This is a genomic window from Luteimonas sp. A478 (genome assembly GCF_054052025.1).
On the sequence record NZ_JBSVRF010000009.1, the window covers coordinates 12,727 to 28,167 of the forward strand.

The 15,441-nt window shown below is 69.7% G+C and carries 17 protein-coding genes; 7 read left to right on the forward strand and 10 right to left on the reverse strand.

The window, feature by feature from the left end:
* Positions 1–101 precede the first annotated feature (101 nt).
* The 7 genes from ACW7G3_RS13715 to ACW7G3_RS13745 all read left to right on the forward strand — a co-directional run bounded on the left by ACW7G3_RS13715 (position 102) and on the right by ACW7G3_RS13745 (position 7,280).
* Positions 102–635: a hypothetical protein gene (locus ACW7G3_RS13715; RefSeq protein ID WP_456983444.1), complete on the forward strand. Its 534-nt coding sequence runs from the start codon at positions 102–104 to the stop codon at positions 633–635.
* Positions 636–707: 72 nt separating this feature from the next.
* Positions 708–1,907: a beta-ketoacyl-[acyl-carrier-protein] synthase family protein gene (locus ACW7G3_RS13720; RefSeq protein ID WP_456983445.1), complete on the forward strand. Its 1,200-nt coding sequence runs from the start codon at positions 708–710 to the stop codon at positions 1,905–1,907.
* Positions 1,904–2,683 (forward strand): beta-ketoacyl synthase chain length factor, encoded by a 780-nt coding sequence (locus ACW7G3_RS13725; RefSeq protein ID WP_456983446.1) that lies wholly within the window; start codon positions 1,904–1,906, stop codon positions 2,681–2,683. The genes ACW7G3_RS13720 and ACW7G3_RS13725 overlap by 4 nt, the downstream gene beginning before the upstream one ends.
* Positions 2,676–3,500, forward strand: a complete 825-nt coding sequence (locus ACW7G3_RS13730; RefSeq protein ID WP_456983448.1) for a glycosyltransferase family 2 protein — start codon at positions 2,676–2,678, stop codon at positions 3,498–3,500. The genes ACW7G3_RS13725 and ACW7G3_RS13730 overlap by 8 nt, the downstream gene beginning before the upstream one ends.
* A 4-nt stretch (positions 3,501–3,504) precedes the next feature.
* The gene (locus tag ACW7G3_RS13735) at positions 3,505–5,136 is read left to right on the forward strand and encodes an NAD(P)/FAD-dependent oxidoreductase (RefSeq protein ID WP_456983449.1); all 1,632 of its coding nucleotides are present in this window, start codon (positions 3,505–3,507) and stop codon (positions 5,134–5,136) included.
* Positions 5,137–5,175: 39 nt separating this feature from the next.
* Complete coding sequence (locus ACW7G3_RS13740; RefSeq protein WP_456983451.1) at positions 5,176–6,435, forward strand: cation:proton antiporter; 1,260 nt, start codon at positions 5,176–5,178, stop codon at positions 6,433–6,435.
* Positions 6,436–6,770: 335 nt separating this feature from the next.
* A complete protein-coding gene (locus ACW7G3_RS13745; RefSeq protein ID WP_456983453.1) occupies positions 6,771–7,280 on the forward strand; it encodes an REP-associated tyrosine transposase in 510 nt (169 codons plus the stop codon).
* 155 nt (positions 7,281–7,435) lie between these two features.
* Here the strand turns inward: ACW7G3_RS13745 and ACW7G3_RS13750 are convergent, their stop codons facing one another.
* The 10 genes from ACW7G3_RS13750 to ACW7G3_RS13795 all read right to left on the reverse strand — a co-directional run bounded on the left by ACW7G3_RS13750 (position 7,436) and on the right by ACW7G3_RS13795 (position 15,425).
* Positions 7,436–7,879: a hypothetical protein gene (locus ACW7G3_RS13750; protein WP_456983455.1), complete on the reverse strand. Its 444-nt coding sequence runs from the start codon at positions 7,877–7,879 to the stop codon at positions 7,436–7,438.
* A 99-nt stretch (positions 7,880–7,978) separates the two neighbouring features.
* Positions 7,979–8,716, reverse strand: a complete 738-nt coding sequence (fabG, locus tag ACW7G3_RS13755) for a 3-oxoacyl-ACP reductase FabG (protein ID WP_456983457.1) — start codon at positions 8,714–8,716, stop codon at positions 7,979–7,981.
* Between the two features lie 70 nt (positions 8,717–8,786).
* Positions 8,787–9,230 (reverse strand): phosphotransferase, encoded by a 444-nt coding sequence (locus ACW7G3_RS13760; protein ID WP_456983459.1) that lies wholly within the window; start codon positions 9,228–9,230, stop codon positions 8,787–8,789.
* Positions 9,227–11,614: an MMPL family transporter gene (locus ACW7G3_RS13765; RefSeq protein ID WP_456983461.1), complete on the reverse strand. Its 2,388-nt coding sequence runs from the start codon at positions 11,612–11,614 to the stop codon at positions 9,227–9,229. Before ACW7G3_RS13765 ends, ACW7G3_RS13760 begins: the two co-directional genes overlap by 4 nt.
* On the reverse strand, positions 11,614–12,213 hold the full coding sequence (locus tag ACW7G3_RS13770) for a LolA-related protein (RefSeq protein ID WP_456983463.1): 600 nt from the start codon (positions 12,211–12,213) through the stop codon (positions 11,614–11,616). The genes ACW7G3_RS13765 and ACW7G3_RS13770 overlap by 1 nt, the downstream gene beginning before the upstream one ends.
* Positions 12,191–13,195 (reverse strand): LpxL/LpxP family acyltransferase, encoded by a 1,005-nt coding sequence (locus ACW7G3_RS13775; protein ID WP_456983465.1) that lies wholly within the window; start codon positions 13,193–13,195, stop codon positions 12,191–12,193. The genes ACW7G3_RS13770 and ACW7G3_RS13775 overlap by 23 nt, the downstream gene beginning before the upstream one ends.
* The gene (locus ACW7G3_RS13780) at positions 13,192–13,509 is read right to left on the reverse strand and encodes a hypothetical protein (RefSeq protein WP_456983467.1); all 318 of its coding nucleotides are present in this window, start codon (positions 13,507–13,509) and stop codon (positions 13,192–13,194) included. The genes ACW7G3_RS13775 and ACW7G3_RS13780 overlap by 4 nt, the downstream gene beginning before the upstream one ends.
* A 79-nt stretch (positions 13,510–13,588) precedes the next feature.
* Entirely contained in the window at positions 13,589–14,362 is a 774-nt protein-coding gene (locus ACW7G3_RS13785) for a lysophospholipid acyltransferase family protein (RefSeq protein WP_456983469.1), read from the reverse strand.
* A gap of 68 nt (positions 14,363–14,430) precedes the next feature.
* The gene (locus ACW7G3_RS13790) at positions 14,431–15,159 is read right to left on the reverse strand and encodes a ketosynthase (RefSeq protein ID WP_456983471.1); all 729 of its coding nucleotides are present in this window, start codon (positions 15,157–15,159) and stop codon (positions 14,431–14,433) included.
* A complete protein-coding gene (locus tag ACW7G3_RS13795; RefSeq protein WP_456983473.1) occupies positions 15,156–15,425 on the reverse strand; it encodes a phosphopantetheine-binding protein in 270 nt (89 codons plus the stop codon). Before ACW7G3_RS13795 ends, ACW7G3_RS13790 begins: the two co-directional genes overlap by 4 nt.
* Positions 15,426–15,441: the final 16 nt, after the last annotated feature.

Sequence of the window (15,441 nt, forward strand, 5' to 3'; positions counted from 1 at the left end):
CGGTCCGCCTCAGAACCGGCTGTACGCAGCGCGGTACTGTCACAGTGCTTTGATGGCTACGGCGCGAGGATAGGGACCGTACCCCAACGCGGCCCCCACCCATGAACGCTCTGTCGCCCCTTACGGGAGAAGTCTCGGACAGCAAGGTTGCAGCCATCTTCGACAGCGAGAGCAACGCACGCGGCTGTGCACGCAGGCTGCGCAAGGCGCTCCGCCTGCGCCCGTCGCAGGTGCAGGTGATTACCCGCCACGACCTTCACCCGGGCCGCAAGATGGAGCCGGAAGGACGCGGCATCCTGCGCACCATCATCACCGCACACGCCAAGCTGGGAGTGGCCGGACTGGTGCTCGGTGCACTGGTGTTTGCGCTGCTGTACGCAACCGGCCTGGAGCTGGTGACCAGCTCGCCCGGCTTCGCCGCGGCGCTGATCATCGGCTACGGCGGCGTGTTCGGCCTGATGGCCGGCGGGCTGGTGTCGCTGCGACCCGATCACGACCCGTATATCCAGAAGGTGCGCGATGCGCTGGCGGAAGGCCGCTCGGCAGTGGTGGTCCACGCCTTCAATGCCGAACAGCGCGACGCGGCGAAGGACAGTCTGGACAAGGCGGGCGGGGACACCATCCGCACGCTGTGAACGGGGCGTCACCAGTGCCTGACCACTGCCGCCTATACTCGCGGCCAGTGAACAAGGAGGCCTGCGCGCCCGATGCTCTGCCCGATTCCGGCGCTGGCGATCCGCGCCTATACCGCAACCACCGCGCTTGGCCGCGGACGTGCCGCACAGGCACAGGCGCTGGACGAGCGCCGCAGCGGCCTGCGCCGCAACGATTTCGGACCCGATCCGCTGGACGCCTGGATCGGCCGCGTCGACGGGCTTGAAGACGAGGCGCTGCCCGTCCAGTTTGCCCAGTGGGAATGCCGCAACAACCGTCTTGCCTGGCTGGCTCTGCAGCAGGACGGGATGCTGGAGGCCGTGGCCGCGGCCGTCGACCGCCATGGCGCGGCGCGCGTGGCCCTGGTGCTGGGCACCTCAACTTCGAGCATTGGCGCCACCGAAGAGGCCTATGCCCGGCTCGACGACGGCGCCTTTCCCGCAGACCTGGCGCGAGCGCATGTACACACGCCACATTCGCTGGGCGGGTTCGTGCAGGAGGCGACCGGCCTGCGCGGACCGTGCATGACCGTGGCCACGGCCTGCTCATCGAGCGCCAAGGTGTTCGCCCAGGCTGCACGGCTGATCCACTCGGGGTTGGCTGACGCCGCACTGGTGGGCGGCATCGACACCCTGTGCGGCAGCGTGTTGTTCGGCTTCAACTCGCTGGGACTGGTGTCGACGCAGCCGGCGCGGCCGTTCGACCCCGCGCGCGACGGACTGTCGCTGGGCGAGGCTGGCGGCTATGCCCTGCTGGAGCGCTGCGAAGAGGGCGAGCCCGGGCTGCAGCTGCGCGGCTACGGCGAATCCAGCGACGCCCACCACATGTCAGCGCCTCACCCCGAGGGTCTGGGAGCCCGGATGGCGATGGCCGACGCGCTCAAGCGCGCCGGGATCGAAGCCGACCAGGTCGGCTACCTCAACCTGCATGGCACCGCGACGCCAGCCAACGATACGGTCGAGGCGAAGGCGGTGGCGGCAATGTTCGGCCCGGACCTGCACGCCAGTTCCACCAAGGGCTGGACCGGGCACACGCTGGGCGCGGCCGGCATCGTGGAGTCGGTGTTCGCGCTGATCGCGCTGGAGGACGGGCTGCTGCCCGGCACCCTCAACAGCCTGGCGCTGGACCCGGCCTGCGGGCCGCAGCTGCGGCTGGACAACGCGCGCGGCGACATCAGCTACGCGATGAACAACTCATTCGGCTTTGGCGGCAACAACTGCTCGCTGGTGTTTGGCAAGGCGGTGGCGCAATGACGGCGCTGGAGGCGAGGATCGACGGCGTCGGCTTCTGGGCCGGCGGGCTGCCTTCGTGGCAGGCCGCACGGGATTTTGCCGGCGGCGGTCCCGCGGTGGAGGACGCCCCGCGCAAACCCTCGCCACGGCTGCTGGCCGCCAACGAGCGCCGGCGCGCGCCGGCCACCGTGGCGGTGGCGCTGGAGGTGGCGCTGGCCGCCTGCCAAGACGCCGGGCGCGACCCGAAGGCGCTGGCATCGGTGTTCGCCTCCACCCACGGCGACCTGGCCATCACCGATTACATGGCCGCCACCCTGGCCGACGATCCGCGCGCGATCTCGCCCACCCGGTTCCACAACTCGGTGCACAACGCCGCCGCCGGCTACTGGACCATCGGCGTTGGCTGCATGGCCGCCGCCACCGCGATCAGCGCCGGTCCGGCGACCTTCGCCCAGGGACTGCTGGAGGCGCTGGCGCAGCTGGCCGGCGGCGACGAGGCGGTGCTGCTGGCAGCCTATGACATCGGCGCGACCGGCCCGCTGGGAACGATGGCGCCGAGCGAAGGACTGCTGGGCGGGGCGCTGGTGCTCTCGCGCGGCGCGGGCGGCACCCGCCTGCGGGCGAGCTTTATCGAAGGCGCGCCCGAGGCTGCCGAAGGCCGGCTGGCCACGCTGGCTGCAGGCAACGCCATGGCCCCGATGCTGCCGCTGTTCGACGCCCTGGCCACCAAGGGCGACCTGGCGCTGCTGCAGGCCGGCCCGGGCAGCGTGCTGCGGGTGGAGCTGGCTCATGGATAGCGGCAACGCCAGACTGCGCGCCGCGGACGTCGCGGTGGTGATACCGGCGCTCAACGAGGCGCTGCAGATCCGCGCAGTGGTTGAGGATGCACTGGCGCACTGCCCGCGGGTGATCGTGGTCGATGACGGCTCCGACGATGGCACTTCGGACCTGATCGCTGACCTGCCCGTCACCGTGCTGCGCCACCCCCAGAGAATGGGCAAGGGCGCGAGCCTGCGCGACGGGTTTGCCGAAGCACTGCGCCAGGGCGCGACGGCGGTGGCGACGATGGACGGTGATGGCCAGCATTCGGCGGATGACCTTCCGCGCATGATCGATGCATTCAACCGCCACCCCGGCTGCGTGATCGTCGCCGCGCGCCTGCGCAAGCGCGGCTGCCAGCCCTGGTACCGGCGGATCGGCAACGACTTCGGCGACTGGGGCATCAGCTGGGCGTGCGGCTTCCGCGTGGTCGACACGCAGAGCGGCCAGCGCCTGTACCCGGCCGCCGCCTGCGCGATGCAGGACGTGCCCGGCGAAGGGTTCGTGTTCGAGGCGCAGATGCTGATCTCCTCCGCCCGCCAGCTGGGGCTGGGCGTGGTGGCGCTGCCGGTGGACACCCGCTATGCGGATGCCGAACACCAGTTCCGCCAGAGTCACTTCAGGCTTTGGCACGATCTGCGGCTGATCACTTCGCACGTTGTGTTGCAGGTTTTCGGCCACGGCAATATGTTCGGCGAGTACCGGCGCACGCGCAGGACGCGACCGGTGATCGACGAGCCTGCGGGCGAGTTCAGCCCGACCCCCGCACCGCGCCCCTCAACGCCAACAGGCTGACACCATGGACCAGGCTTCTCCGGACACAGATATTCTGATTCTGGGCGGAGGCCTGGCAGGGCTGACCCTGGCCCTGCAGCTGCGCCAGCAGGACCCGGCACTGCGGATCAGCATCCTCGAGCGCCGCACGCATCCGGTGGCCGAGGCGGCGCACAAGGTGGGCGAGTCGACGGTGGAGATCGGCGCGCGCTATTTTTCCAGCGTGTTGGGCCTGCGCGGGCACCTGGACGAGCAGCAGATCCGCAAATTCGGCTTCCGCTTCTTCTTTTCCGATGGCCGCAGCGACGTGGATGCCTGCACCGAGCTGGGCGTCAGCAGCCTGCTGCCGACGCCGTCATGGCAGATCGACCGCGGCCGCTTCGAGAATTTCCTCGGCGAACGCGTGCGCGGGCTGGGCATCGATTTCCACGACGGCACGGTGGTGCGCTCGATTTCCATTGGCGAAGGCGAAGCGCCACATGAGGTCGGGTTTTCCGCCGATGACGGCGAACACACGCTATCCGCGCGCTGGCTGGTGGACGCCTCCGGCCGGGCCGGGCTGCTCAAGCGCAAGCTTGGCCTGGCCGAGACCAACGACCATGACGCCAACGCGGTGTGGTGGCGGGTGGAGGGGATCGTGGATCCCGCCGACTGGTCCGCAGATGCGGACTGGCTGCAGCGCTGCGACCCGCCCGAACGCTGGCGCTCCACCAACCACATGTGCGGGCCGGGCTACTGGTTCTGGCTGATCCCGCTGGCGTCCGGCGCGCACTCGGTGGGGATCGTGTGCGACGCGAAGATGCATCCGCTGGAAACCATGAACACCCACGACAAGGCCATGCAGTGGCTGCGCCGACACCAGCCGCGGGTGGCCGCCAGCCTCGATTCGGGCGCGCACGCGGTCAAGGATTTCCTGTTCCTGCGCCACTTTTCCCATGGCTGCCGGCAGCTGTTTTCCAGCGACCGCTGGGCGATCACCGGCGATGCGGGGCTGTTCCTGGACCCGTTCTATTCGCCCGGCAGCGACTTCATCGCGTTCGCCAACACCTATATCTGCGACCTGGTGGCGCGGGATCGCGCGGGCGGGTCCGTGTCGCCGTGGGCCGGGATCTACCAGCAGCTGTACCGCTCGTTCTACGACAGCATGCTGCCGATCTACCAGGGCCAGTACGCGCTGTTCGGCGATGCGCGGGTGATGCCGGTGAAGGTGATCTGGGACTACACCTACTACTGGGCGCTGCTGGCGCCGCTGTTCTTCTCCGGCCGCATCACCGACCTCGCTACCTTCCACCGCCTGCGCAAGCCGCTGCAAGCCGCGCGCGCGCTCAACGAGGCAATGCAGCCGCTGCTGCGCGAGTGGGGCGAGCGTAACGCCGCAACGGGGCTGGACGAGGAGCATGCCCGACTGCTCGACCAGGCCCGCATCGGCTGGTTCCATGAGCTCAACCGCGCCCTGTCCGACAAGCTGGACGACGCCACGTTCGACGCGCGCATGCATGCCAACGTGGAGCGGATGCGCTGGCTGGCCGGGGAGATCCTGCAGCGGGCGCGCGGCGACCATGCGGACATCGGCGCGCACGCTCTGGAGGCACTGGCCGACACCGATAGCGAAGCGCCTGTTTCCCTGGAACCACACTGGTACGCCGCCAGCGCCTGAGCGGCGCGCTCCTCTCCTTCCTATCGGCCACCCTTCCTGATGGAAAACCCGCTGCTGCTGCAACTGGTCGTGATCATCGCCACCGCACGCGTGTGCGGGCTGCTGCTGCGCTTCGTGGGCCAGCCGCCGGTGATCGGCGAGATGGCGGCGGGCATCATCCTCGGGCCGATCGTATTCGGAGCGCTGTTTCCGCAGTTCCATGGCCAGCTGTTCGCGCCGGAATCGCTGTCAGCGCTGTCGTCGCTGGCCACGCTGGGGCTGGTGCTTTTCATGTTCATCGTGGGCGTCGAGCTGCGTACGCCGCCGGAAGGGATGCGCGCGCAGTTCAGGGCCGCGGGCTGGGTGGGGGTGCTGAGCGTGCTGGTGCCGATGGCGCTGGGGATTGCGATCTCGCCGGCGCTGCATCCGACGCTGGCGCCGGAGGGGGTGGGGTTCTGGCCGTTCGCGCTGTTCATGGCCTCGGCAATGGCGATCACCGCGTTTCCGATCCTGGCGCGGATCCTCAAGGAGCGGAACATCACCCACACCCGACTGGGCCAGCTGTCGCTGAGCGCCGCGGCGATCGCCGATGTGCTGGCGTGGATCCTGCTGGCCCTGGTGGTGGCGCTGATCGGCGCGGGCGCGGGTTACGCCGGCTTCTTCAGGATCATCATCGGGCTGGCGGTGCTGTGCGCGGTGGTCTTCGGCGTGCTGCGCCCGCTGTACGCGTGGCTGCTGGCGCGCCATGCCGCCGACGGTGTGCCGGGTGGGATGGTGCTGGCGGCACTGTTCGTCGGCCTGTTCGCCTGCGCGGCGGTGACCGACTGGCTGCAGCTGCACGCGGTGTTCGGCGCGTTCCTGTTTGGCGCCTGCCTGCCGCGCGATGACCGCCTGCTGCGCACCCTGATGGAGCGCATCGAGCACGTGGCGATCATCGTGCTGATGCCGATCTTCTTCGCCCTGGCCGGCCTCAACACCACCGGCGACGCCTTCGTGGGCGCGGGGCTGGGCGCGCTGGGGCTGATCATGGCCGCGGCGGTGGTCGGCAAGATCGCCGGCGGCGCCGCTGGCGCGCGCCTGGCCGGCCTGGGCTGGCGCGACAGCATGGCGGTCGGCTCGCTGATGAACGCGCGTGCGCTGATGGAGCTGATCGTCATCAAGATCGGACTGGACGCCGGTGTGATCGGCCAGGAGGCCTTCACCCTGCTGCTGGTGATGGCCATCCTGACCACCGTCATGACCGGCCCGCTGCTGGGCCTGTTCATGGCCCGCCCCCCCGCCAAACCCCTCCCCGTCCGCGCCTCGACCCCGCAGACGTAATACCCCGCCGCTGATATCGAATGCCCCTGCGGGCGCCCGCACACGTATGACCGCCACCCGCCCCCGTAGGAGCGCGCCACGCGCGCGAAACCGCGTGAATTCCGGGGCGCGCCGGGATGTCGGTGGCAATGTTGTGGCCGGAGGAACCTCTGCGTGACGTAGATCCACGCGGTGGGGCTCCGGTTAGCGCGCACCACCCAAAAATGATCCGCGAACCGTGATTCACGCGGCTTCGCGCGCGTGGCGCGCTCCTACCGGGGGACGCAGCGTTTACCTACTGGCTTGCAGCCGGTTTGCCGATAGCGGGGACAAGACGGGGCGGCAAGGATGGAGCCATGAATACATCCACGCTTCGAACCGAACCCCGTCCCGGTCACGCTGCGTTGCGGTCGGGCCGCACCGGGGGCCACTCCGGGCAGGCCTGGCACCTGACCTTCACCACCCACGGGCGCGAGCCGCTGTTCGAAGACTTCCAGGCCGCCCGCGTTGTCTCCGCCTGCCTGCACGATTCGATTGCGATCTCCGACGGCAGCGTGCTGGCATGGGTAGTCATGCCGGACCACGTGCATTGCCTGCTGCAACTGGATGGAGACCAGCCGCTCCACGTTGCCGTCGGCGGGCTCAAATCCGGCAGCGCGCGCCGGGTCAACCGGGCTTTGGGGCGGACCGGTCCGCTGTGGACCCGCGCGTATCACGATCACGCCATCCGCTCCGGCGAGGACCTGCGGTCGGTCGCACGCTACATCGTCGCGAATCCGCTGCGCGCAGGTCTCGTCCAGCGCATCGGCGACTACCCGTTCTGGAACGCTGTCTGGATGTCGGATCCCGACCCCAGCCCCCTGTAGGAGCGCGCCACGCGCGCGAAGCCGCGTGAATTCCGGGGTCGCGGCGGGGCGTCGGTAACCACGTTTGTAGCCGAAGGAAAACCGCGTGGCGATCCGTCACGCGGTTTCGCGCGCATGGCGCGCTCCTACAGCGATGCACGGGCTGGCGGGGGTGGTCAGTTCCCGGGCGGCGGGTTGGGCACGTGAATGGCGATGCCGGTGGCGTGGACCTGGGAGGGGCTGATGTTGACGCCTACGCCCAGGCCGCCGTAACCGCGCCCGCCGATGCGACCGCCGCCGGCACCGACGCTGACGCCGCTGTTGCCATAGTCGTCGGCGGTGCCCTGGAGCAGGACGCCGTTGGCGCCGAGGCTGGCGGCCTCTTCGCGCAGCTTGCGCAGCACCGAATCGATCTTGTTCTGCTCGCCGTAGGTCAGCCCGCCGCTGCGGGTCTGCAGGACGGCGATTTCCTCGTAACCGACCGGCGGCGGGCCGTGATAGATACGCACCTGGGCGGGATCAATCGGCGCGCGGGGCGTGCCGGTAAGCATGTGCGAAGTGGCGCAGCCGACCAGCGCAAGCGCCAGCAGGATCAAGAGCAACGGACGCAAGGTGCGCATGGCGAAATCCTCTTCAAACGGCCGGACGCCCCCTTCGGCGGCCGGATCTGCGGGTCGATTATCCGCGCCGGGGCCTGAAGCGCGTGTGCATGCGGGCGCTCATCCCATCCCGCCGTTGACGCCGATGACCTGTCCGTTCACGTAGCCGGCGGCATCCGAGCACAGGAAGGCCACCAGCGCGGCGACCTCTTCCGGCCGGCCCACGCGGGCGGCAGGGACGATCTGCTTCACCACCTCCGGAGGGAACGCGTCTTTCGCCATGCTGCCCTCGATGACTCCCGGCGCCACCACGTTGGCGGTGATCCCGCGCGAGGCCATTTCCCGGGCCAGCGACTTCGTGGCCCCGTGCAGGGCGGCCTTGGCCGCAGCGTAGTTCACCTGGCCGCGGTTTCCGGTCACCGCGGCAACGCTGGACACGCTGACGATCCGGCCCCAGCGCTTGCGTGCCATCGGCAGCAGCAGCGGTCGGGTGGCATGGAAGAAGCCGTGCACGGACACGTCGATCACCCGCCGCCACTGGCTGTCGCTCATCCCGGCCAGGGGGGCGTCATCGTGGATGCCGGCGTTGTTGACCAGCACCTGGATGGGGCCGGCCTCAAGCAGGCCTTCGATGCAGGCGGTGGCGGCTTCGCCGTCGGTCAGGTCGAAGGCGACGGCCTCGGCGCTGCCGCCGGCCGCCGTGATCTCGTCAACCACCGCCTTGGCCCGGGCCAGGTTGGCATTGGCGTGCACGATCACGTGCAGGCCATCAGCGGCGAGCTGACGGCAGATCGCGCCGCCGATATCGCCGCTGCCGCCGGTCACCAGCGCGCGCCGTTGTGTTGTGTGTGCAGTCATAACTGTCAATTATCCCGTAGGAGCGCGCCATGCGCGCGAAGCCGCGTGACGATCGTTGTGGTTCGTTGGTTTATGCCGGCGGCGCGTCCGGAGCCAGCATGACGGCGGCGCGGCCTTCGGCGAGCAGGGTTCCGCCGTGGGTGATGTGGAAGGCGTATTGCTGGGTCGTTGGGGATTGGGCCAGTACCTGGGCATGGCATTCGAGCTCACCGGCCAGGCCATCAATGCGGGCAACATGCAGCTCCACCCCGCGCAGGGCCACCAGCATGCCCGGCGGGGCAACGCCGCCGGATTCACGTGCCAGCAGACCGCCGTGCACGGCCATGGCCTGGGCGCCGTATTCGCACAGGTGCACGGCACGCAGGCGACCGTCGGCCCGCAGCGGGTGGTCCGCACCGCGATGATTGCCGGCCTCGAGGCGGATGGATTCCGCGTCCCACTCCAGCACCCGGTCCCACAGGCACATCGCGCCCTGGTGGGGAATCATCGCCAGGATTTCTTCGCGTCCGATCATGCGCCCCGCTCCATCAGCTCCACCCCGCCGCCGACCTCTTCTGCCGTCCCTGCAGGTCGCCTGGCGATCAGCAGTGCCAGGATGAAGTTGCCGACCACCCCGATCGCCACCGTCACCCCGATCGCCCGCAGCACCGGGATGGAAGAGAACGCCAGCAAGCCGAACACCAGCGCGGTCATCGATCCGCACACCACGATCGCGTGCAGGGTCCGCAGCTGTTCGCGGCGGTCGCTGCCGGAGCGCTCGAAGAACAGCGCGTAGTCCAGCCCCAGCCCTGCACCCAGCACCAGTGACACCAGGTGGAACAGGGTCAGCTCGACGCCGAAGCCGCGCAGCATCGCCAGGGTCAGCACCAGGGTGAATGCCATCGGCACCAGCACCCGGGCAACGCGTCGCGGCGCGCGCAGGGCGATCCATACCGTAGCCACTAGCAGCAGCCCCGCAATGCCCAGCGCTGCCAGCACGCGACCGCGCCAGGCCTGGACCAGGGATTCCGAAGTCTGCTTGAGGTCCAGCAGGCGTGCGCCCGCGGCCTCCAGCCGGGCGGCCACGGCAACTGGATCCTCCAGCCCGCCCAGGGTGGCCAGCGCGGTCGTGCGGCCGTCTTCCGTCTGCACCAGCAGGCTGGACACCACCGCCTCCAGCGGCGTGCCTGCCAGATCGCCGGGGCGGAGCGGCGCTGCGGTGCGCGCAGTTTCAACGTCGGCCAGGAAGGGGGCGAACACGCCCACACGGAAGGGACTGCCCGTCGTGGCGGCTTCCAGGTCGGTGCGCAGCGTAGCGCTTGCCGGCAGCCGGGCCTGGCGCGCCTGCTGGGTGGCGGCACTGGGCAGGTAGCGGGCGGCGATTTCGTAACCGCTGATGGCGCCTTCGTCCACCAGCTGCTCCAGGGCCGGCAACAGGCGCTCGGAGGCCTGCAGCGCGTGTTCCGGGTCCGCGCCGTCGACCGCCAGCAGGTAGCGCACGTCCGGCGCGCCCAGCTCGCCGCGCAGGCGGCCGTCTTCGGCCAGGCCCGCTTCGGGCACGGGGGTCAGGCGGGACAGGTCGTTTTCCCAGAATGGACCCGGGGCCAGCACGGTCACCGCGATGGCTGCCACGGCCAGCGCCGCCATCAGCCCGGCACCGACCCGCGGTTGCGGCCGCGGGATGGCATCGATGGCGCGCGCAAGCGATCGCGCCCAGCGGCTGTCAGCGGCGTCCCCCCGGCGCGGATCGAGCAGCGGTGGCAGCAGGAAGCGCGTGGTCAGGGCGGCGGTGAACAGGCCGACGATGGTGAATACCGCCAGTTGCTGCAGCCCGTCGACGCCGGAGAAGAAGAAGGTGAGATAGGCGATGCAGGTGGAAACCACGCCGGTCAGCAGGGTGCTCCACAGCGCGCGCACGGTGGCCCGCGGCGGCTCGTCCGGCCGCAGGTGGCTGAACAGGTGCACGGGATAATCCTGGGCCACCCCGATCAAGGTGAAGCCAAACGCGAGGGTGATGCCATGCATGCCGCCGTACATGGCGGCCACGGCGGCAATCCCGGCCAGCGCGGCGCTGGCCAGCGGCAGCACGCCCAGCAGCAGCAACCGGCCGCTGCGGTAGGCAAACCCGTACAGCAGCACCAGCCCGATGCTGCCGATGATCCCGATCCGCGCCGCCTCGCGCGCGGTGCGGGCACCGATCTCCACCGAGAACACGCCCGGCCCGGTCATCACCAGCGAGGTGGCCGTGTCAGCGCTCACCTCGGCGAACGCGTCATTGATGGCCTGGACCACGCCGCCCTGCGCGGACGGATCGAAGCCGGCATCGCGCGTGCGCACCAGCAGCAGGGCCTCGTCGCCCACGCGGGTGAACCACACCCCGTCGATCCGCTGCGGCGCCCCCGCCGGCTCCCAGGCCTCGGCCAGGGTGGCGATTTCCAGCGTTGGATCAAATGGCAGCAGCGGCTCCACCAGCGCACCCACCGGCGAGCCCAGGTCCTGCAGCCGGTCCTCGAGCGCCTCGCGCAGCACCGTTTCATCCAGCGGGCGCTCATCCAGACCGGGACTGAGCAGGTAGCGGTAGGGACGCAGGCGCTCGGGGATCGCATCCAGCCCCGCCTCGGCTTCGCTGCCGTTGGCCACCAGCTCGATGCGGGCATCGCCATCCAGCGCAACCTGCAGCGCGCGCGACTGCGCCGCCAGGGTTTCCGGATCAGCGCCACCGATTGCCAGCAGCAGCAGCCGCGCACCCGGCCCGTCTCCCAGCTCGTCAATCAGCAGCTTCTGTTCGGGCGTGTCGGGCGCCGGCATGAAGGCGCGCAGGTCACCGCTCAGATGCAGGTGCCGGGACACCAGCAGCGCGGACAACACCAGCAGCCCCAGCCAGCACAGGGCGAGGACAAGCCGCAGCCGCGGGGACATCAGTCGCCGGCGCCGGAGCGGCACAGGCGCTCGAAGCCTTCCGCAGTATCCACCTCGGCCGCTGCCACCGCGGCGCTGCCGAGCAGGGTCCGCTGCAGGCTGTCATCGGTGCCCAGGGTTTCAATGCAGCGCAGCTCATCATTCGCGCCGAACAGGGTGATGCCCTGCACGCGCCGGGCCAGGGCGCGGTCGCGCGGGGCCATGGTCATGGTCCAGCCATCGACCGCCCCCCAGGCGCCGACCGCGAAGTTTTCTTCCAGCACCTCGCGGTCACCGGCCAGCAGCGCACCGAAGGTGTCCTGCAGTCCGGCCAGCTCCGGCGCGCGCGCAAGCGAGAAGCTGCGCGGTGCGCGTCCGGCGCGCTCCACCGTCGCCCGCCCGTCCTTCAACGTGGTGGTTTCGGCGTAGGGCGAGCGGACCTCGCGCACCAGGGTGTTGCCTTCCAGGCGGCGGTATTCACCGCTGATCTTCAGCGGCGCATCCAGCAGTTCCGACTCGCGCAGTTCCACGAACGGGGTGCTCACCGCCGCCGTCGGCTGCGCCATCTGTCGCAGGATCTGGCCACTGTCGATCGGATCAGCCTTGACCGCCTGGGCCATTGCCCACGCCGGTGCCAACAGGCACGCCAGCGTTGCGGCGGCGAGGATCGCCGGCCTGGGTGCTTTCCGGGTCGCTGCCAGCATCGTCATCCTTCCAGAAGTCGTAGAAATTGAACCAGTTCCAGGGCGCATCGCGCACATGATGTTCCAGCCGCTCGGCGTAACGCCGGATGAGCGCCGGAATCGCGGCTGCCCGTTCGCGCCGTGGCAGGTCGATGCCTTCGCTGAACGACTCGAACACCAGATCGTATCGGTTGCCACCGCGATACAGGCCGAACGCCAGCACCACCGGCACCTTGAGCACGGCGGCGATCTGCCATGGCGCCAGCGGGAACCCCGCCGGATCACCCAGGAAAGGCACCTGCTCCACCGCGCCCCCCGGCTGAGCGCGATCCACCAGCAGGGCCACGATGGCGCCTTCCTGCAGCGCCTGCTGGATCTGCAGCATGATCGTCGGTCCTGGCTGCCCGGCGTCGATGACCGTGGCGGCCACCTCGGGATTGAGCTCATCCAACAGCTGGGTCACGGCGGCGCTGTGGGCCTTGTCCAGCACCACCCGGATTGTGTAATCAGGCCGCTGGCGGGCCAGCACCCGCAACGACTCGAAGCTGCCCAGGTGCGAGCCGAACAGCAGCACCCCGCGCCCGTGTTCGACCCGCTGCTGGAGCTTTTCAATGCCGTGCACGTTGACTTGGAAGCGCCGGAAGTCCTCGCTCAGCAGGAAGCTGCGATCAAGGATGGTGGAGGCGAAGGTGTGGATGTGGCGCGCCACTTCATGCAGGCGCGCCGGGCGGCCGAACACCCGGCTGAGATAGGCACGCGAGTCACGCCGCTCCGCCGGGCGCCGCAGCATGAAATACAGTGTGATCGGCACCAGGAACAGGCGGGTGAACCCGCGACCGCCCCCCTTGGCCACGGCCAGGATCAGGCGCACGGCCAGCCGGCCACCGCCCTCGCGGCGACGCTTCCATTCCGCGCTCATCCGGCGTCCGCCACCACGTCACCGCTGGTCACGGCATCGCTGGCCACGGCTCCGCTGGCCACCACCGCATCGCCGCACAGCACCTGGAAACGCCAGCGCCCCGGGGCGGATTGTTCAAGATGGATGCGCGCCTGTTCGCCAGGCAGCAGCGGGCGCTGGAACTTCACCTGCGGCAGGCGCAGCGCCGGCAGCGGGCCGTGTTCCGCCTCGATTGCTGCCAATACCCGCTCCAGCACCACGACGCCGGGCACCACCGGGCGCCCGGGGAAATGCCCCGGCAGGGAAGGATGGTCGTGCGGAATGGTCAGCAGCATGTGGGCGGAAAGCAGCGGGACATCAGCGGAAGCATACCAATGCGCGCCTCCCCCCCCCCGACCGCGCAGGTCCGGCGGATCAGCCGTCGCGCAGCAGCCCTTCCACCGCGTCCTGGGCGCGGGCCGCCAGCTGCTGGCGGTCCAGCGGCCCGCCGTCGGCATGCAGGTCCAGTGGAGTACCGAAGCGGACCCGGATCAGGCCCGGGCGCGCGCGGAATGCGCCATCCGGCGGCAGCACGGCTCCGGTGCCTTCCAGCGCCACCGGCAGCACCCTGGCACCCGATTCAATCGCCACCTGGAACGCCCCGGGCTTGAACCGCCCGAACGTGCCGTCGCGGCTGCGGGTGCCCTCCGGGAAGATGCACAGGACCGCGCCCGAGCGGACCAACTCCGCCGACCGGCGCAGGGCCTGCGTTGCCCCGCGACGGTCGTCGCGGGGGATGAACACCATCCCCATGGCCTTCGCGTACCAGTTGACGAACGGCACCCGGGTCATTTCCTGCTTCAGCAGGAACCGCAGCGGTACCGGCACCGCCCGGAACAGCGCGCAGATATCGAGCACCGACTGGTGGTTGGCCACCAGCACATAGGGCTGCGACCAGTCGACCCGCTCCAGCCCTTCAACTTCGAACCTGCCGCCCGACGCGCGCAGCAGCCCGGACGCCCACAGCCACGAGGCCATCCGCAGCGGCACCCTGCGCCGCCCCCCGGTGAGCGCGTACACCAGCAGCGCCAGGCTCACGCACCCCATGGTCCAGGCCAGGGTGAAGACGAACTGCAGCAGGTTGAGCGCCGCCCAGCCCCAGCGCGGCAGCGCCGATTGGCCTTCAGCGGCTTCAACTCCATGACTCATGGGTACTTCCCTGCCTCGTACGGAGCGTCATGGCACCACGTGGCACCCGCCGCTGCAAGTCGCCCGCCTCAGCGCAGCTGATCGCGCCAGAACGCAGGCCCCAGCCCGCCCATCTGGCGCAGGAAGCGGAAGAAGCTGGGGAACCGGCCCGGGAAGCGCAGCTTGCGCAGCTGGAACTCGAGGATGAAGAACCCGGCCACGATGCCGTAATTGAACAGGTTGGCGAACCACGACCATTGCACGTGGGTGATCGTGACCGGCGCCGCGACGCCCAGCCGCGCCAGCAGCCCTTCCGGCGTGGCAATCATCGCCAGCCCCAGGTTGACCACGCCCAGCACCACCAGCAGCACCGCCCAGGCCGTGGTGAGCCAGCGGGTATAGGCCTCCAGTGCCGGCGCGTCGGCCGCATCCGGGACATCTTCAACAATGCTGGCGATGCGGGTGATCAGCGGAACCCGCCCCGGCACCAGGGTGCGCCCGAACATCCACGCCACCAGGCCGATGAAGGCCACCGGCACCAGCAGCAGGGGCACGGGCGCAAGGCCAGCCCGGTACACCACCCAACATGCAGCCGCCAACAGCGGCAGCGAAATCCACGCCCAGATGCGCCGCGCTGCCAGTGGCGAAGCCAGCATCATCAGCACCAGGGCCAGCAGCGCGGCCAGCGCCAGCAGATGGCTGTCGCGGGCGCTGGACAGGTGCGCAAGCACGCCGTAGCACACCACCAGGGCGACTTCGACAGCGAGGATCACAGGATTGGCGGCCGGTTCAACGGCCGCAGGCTGGACGGCGTTCAACCAGCCCGATGCTGCTGCACGTGCTCGGCCAGCGCCCGCAGCGAGGCGAAGATGCGCAGGTTTTCCTCGTTGTCCGAGCGCAGCTGGAAGCCGTAGCGCTTGCTGATCGCCAGCGACAGCTCCAGCGCGTCGATCGAATCCAGCCCCAGCCCGGCGTTGAACAGCGGCGCGTCGGGATCGATTTCGCCGGGCTGCACGTCCTCAAGGTTCAGGCTCTCGACCAGCAGTTCGGCCAGTTCACGTTCGGCTGGGGTCTGGTTGGACATGCTCATTTCCGGGTTC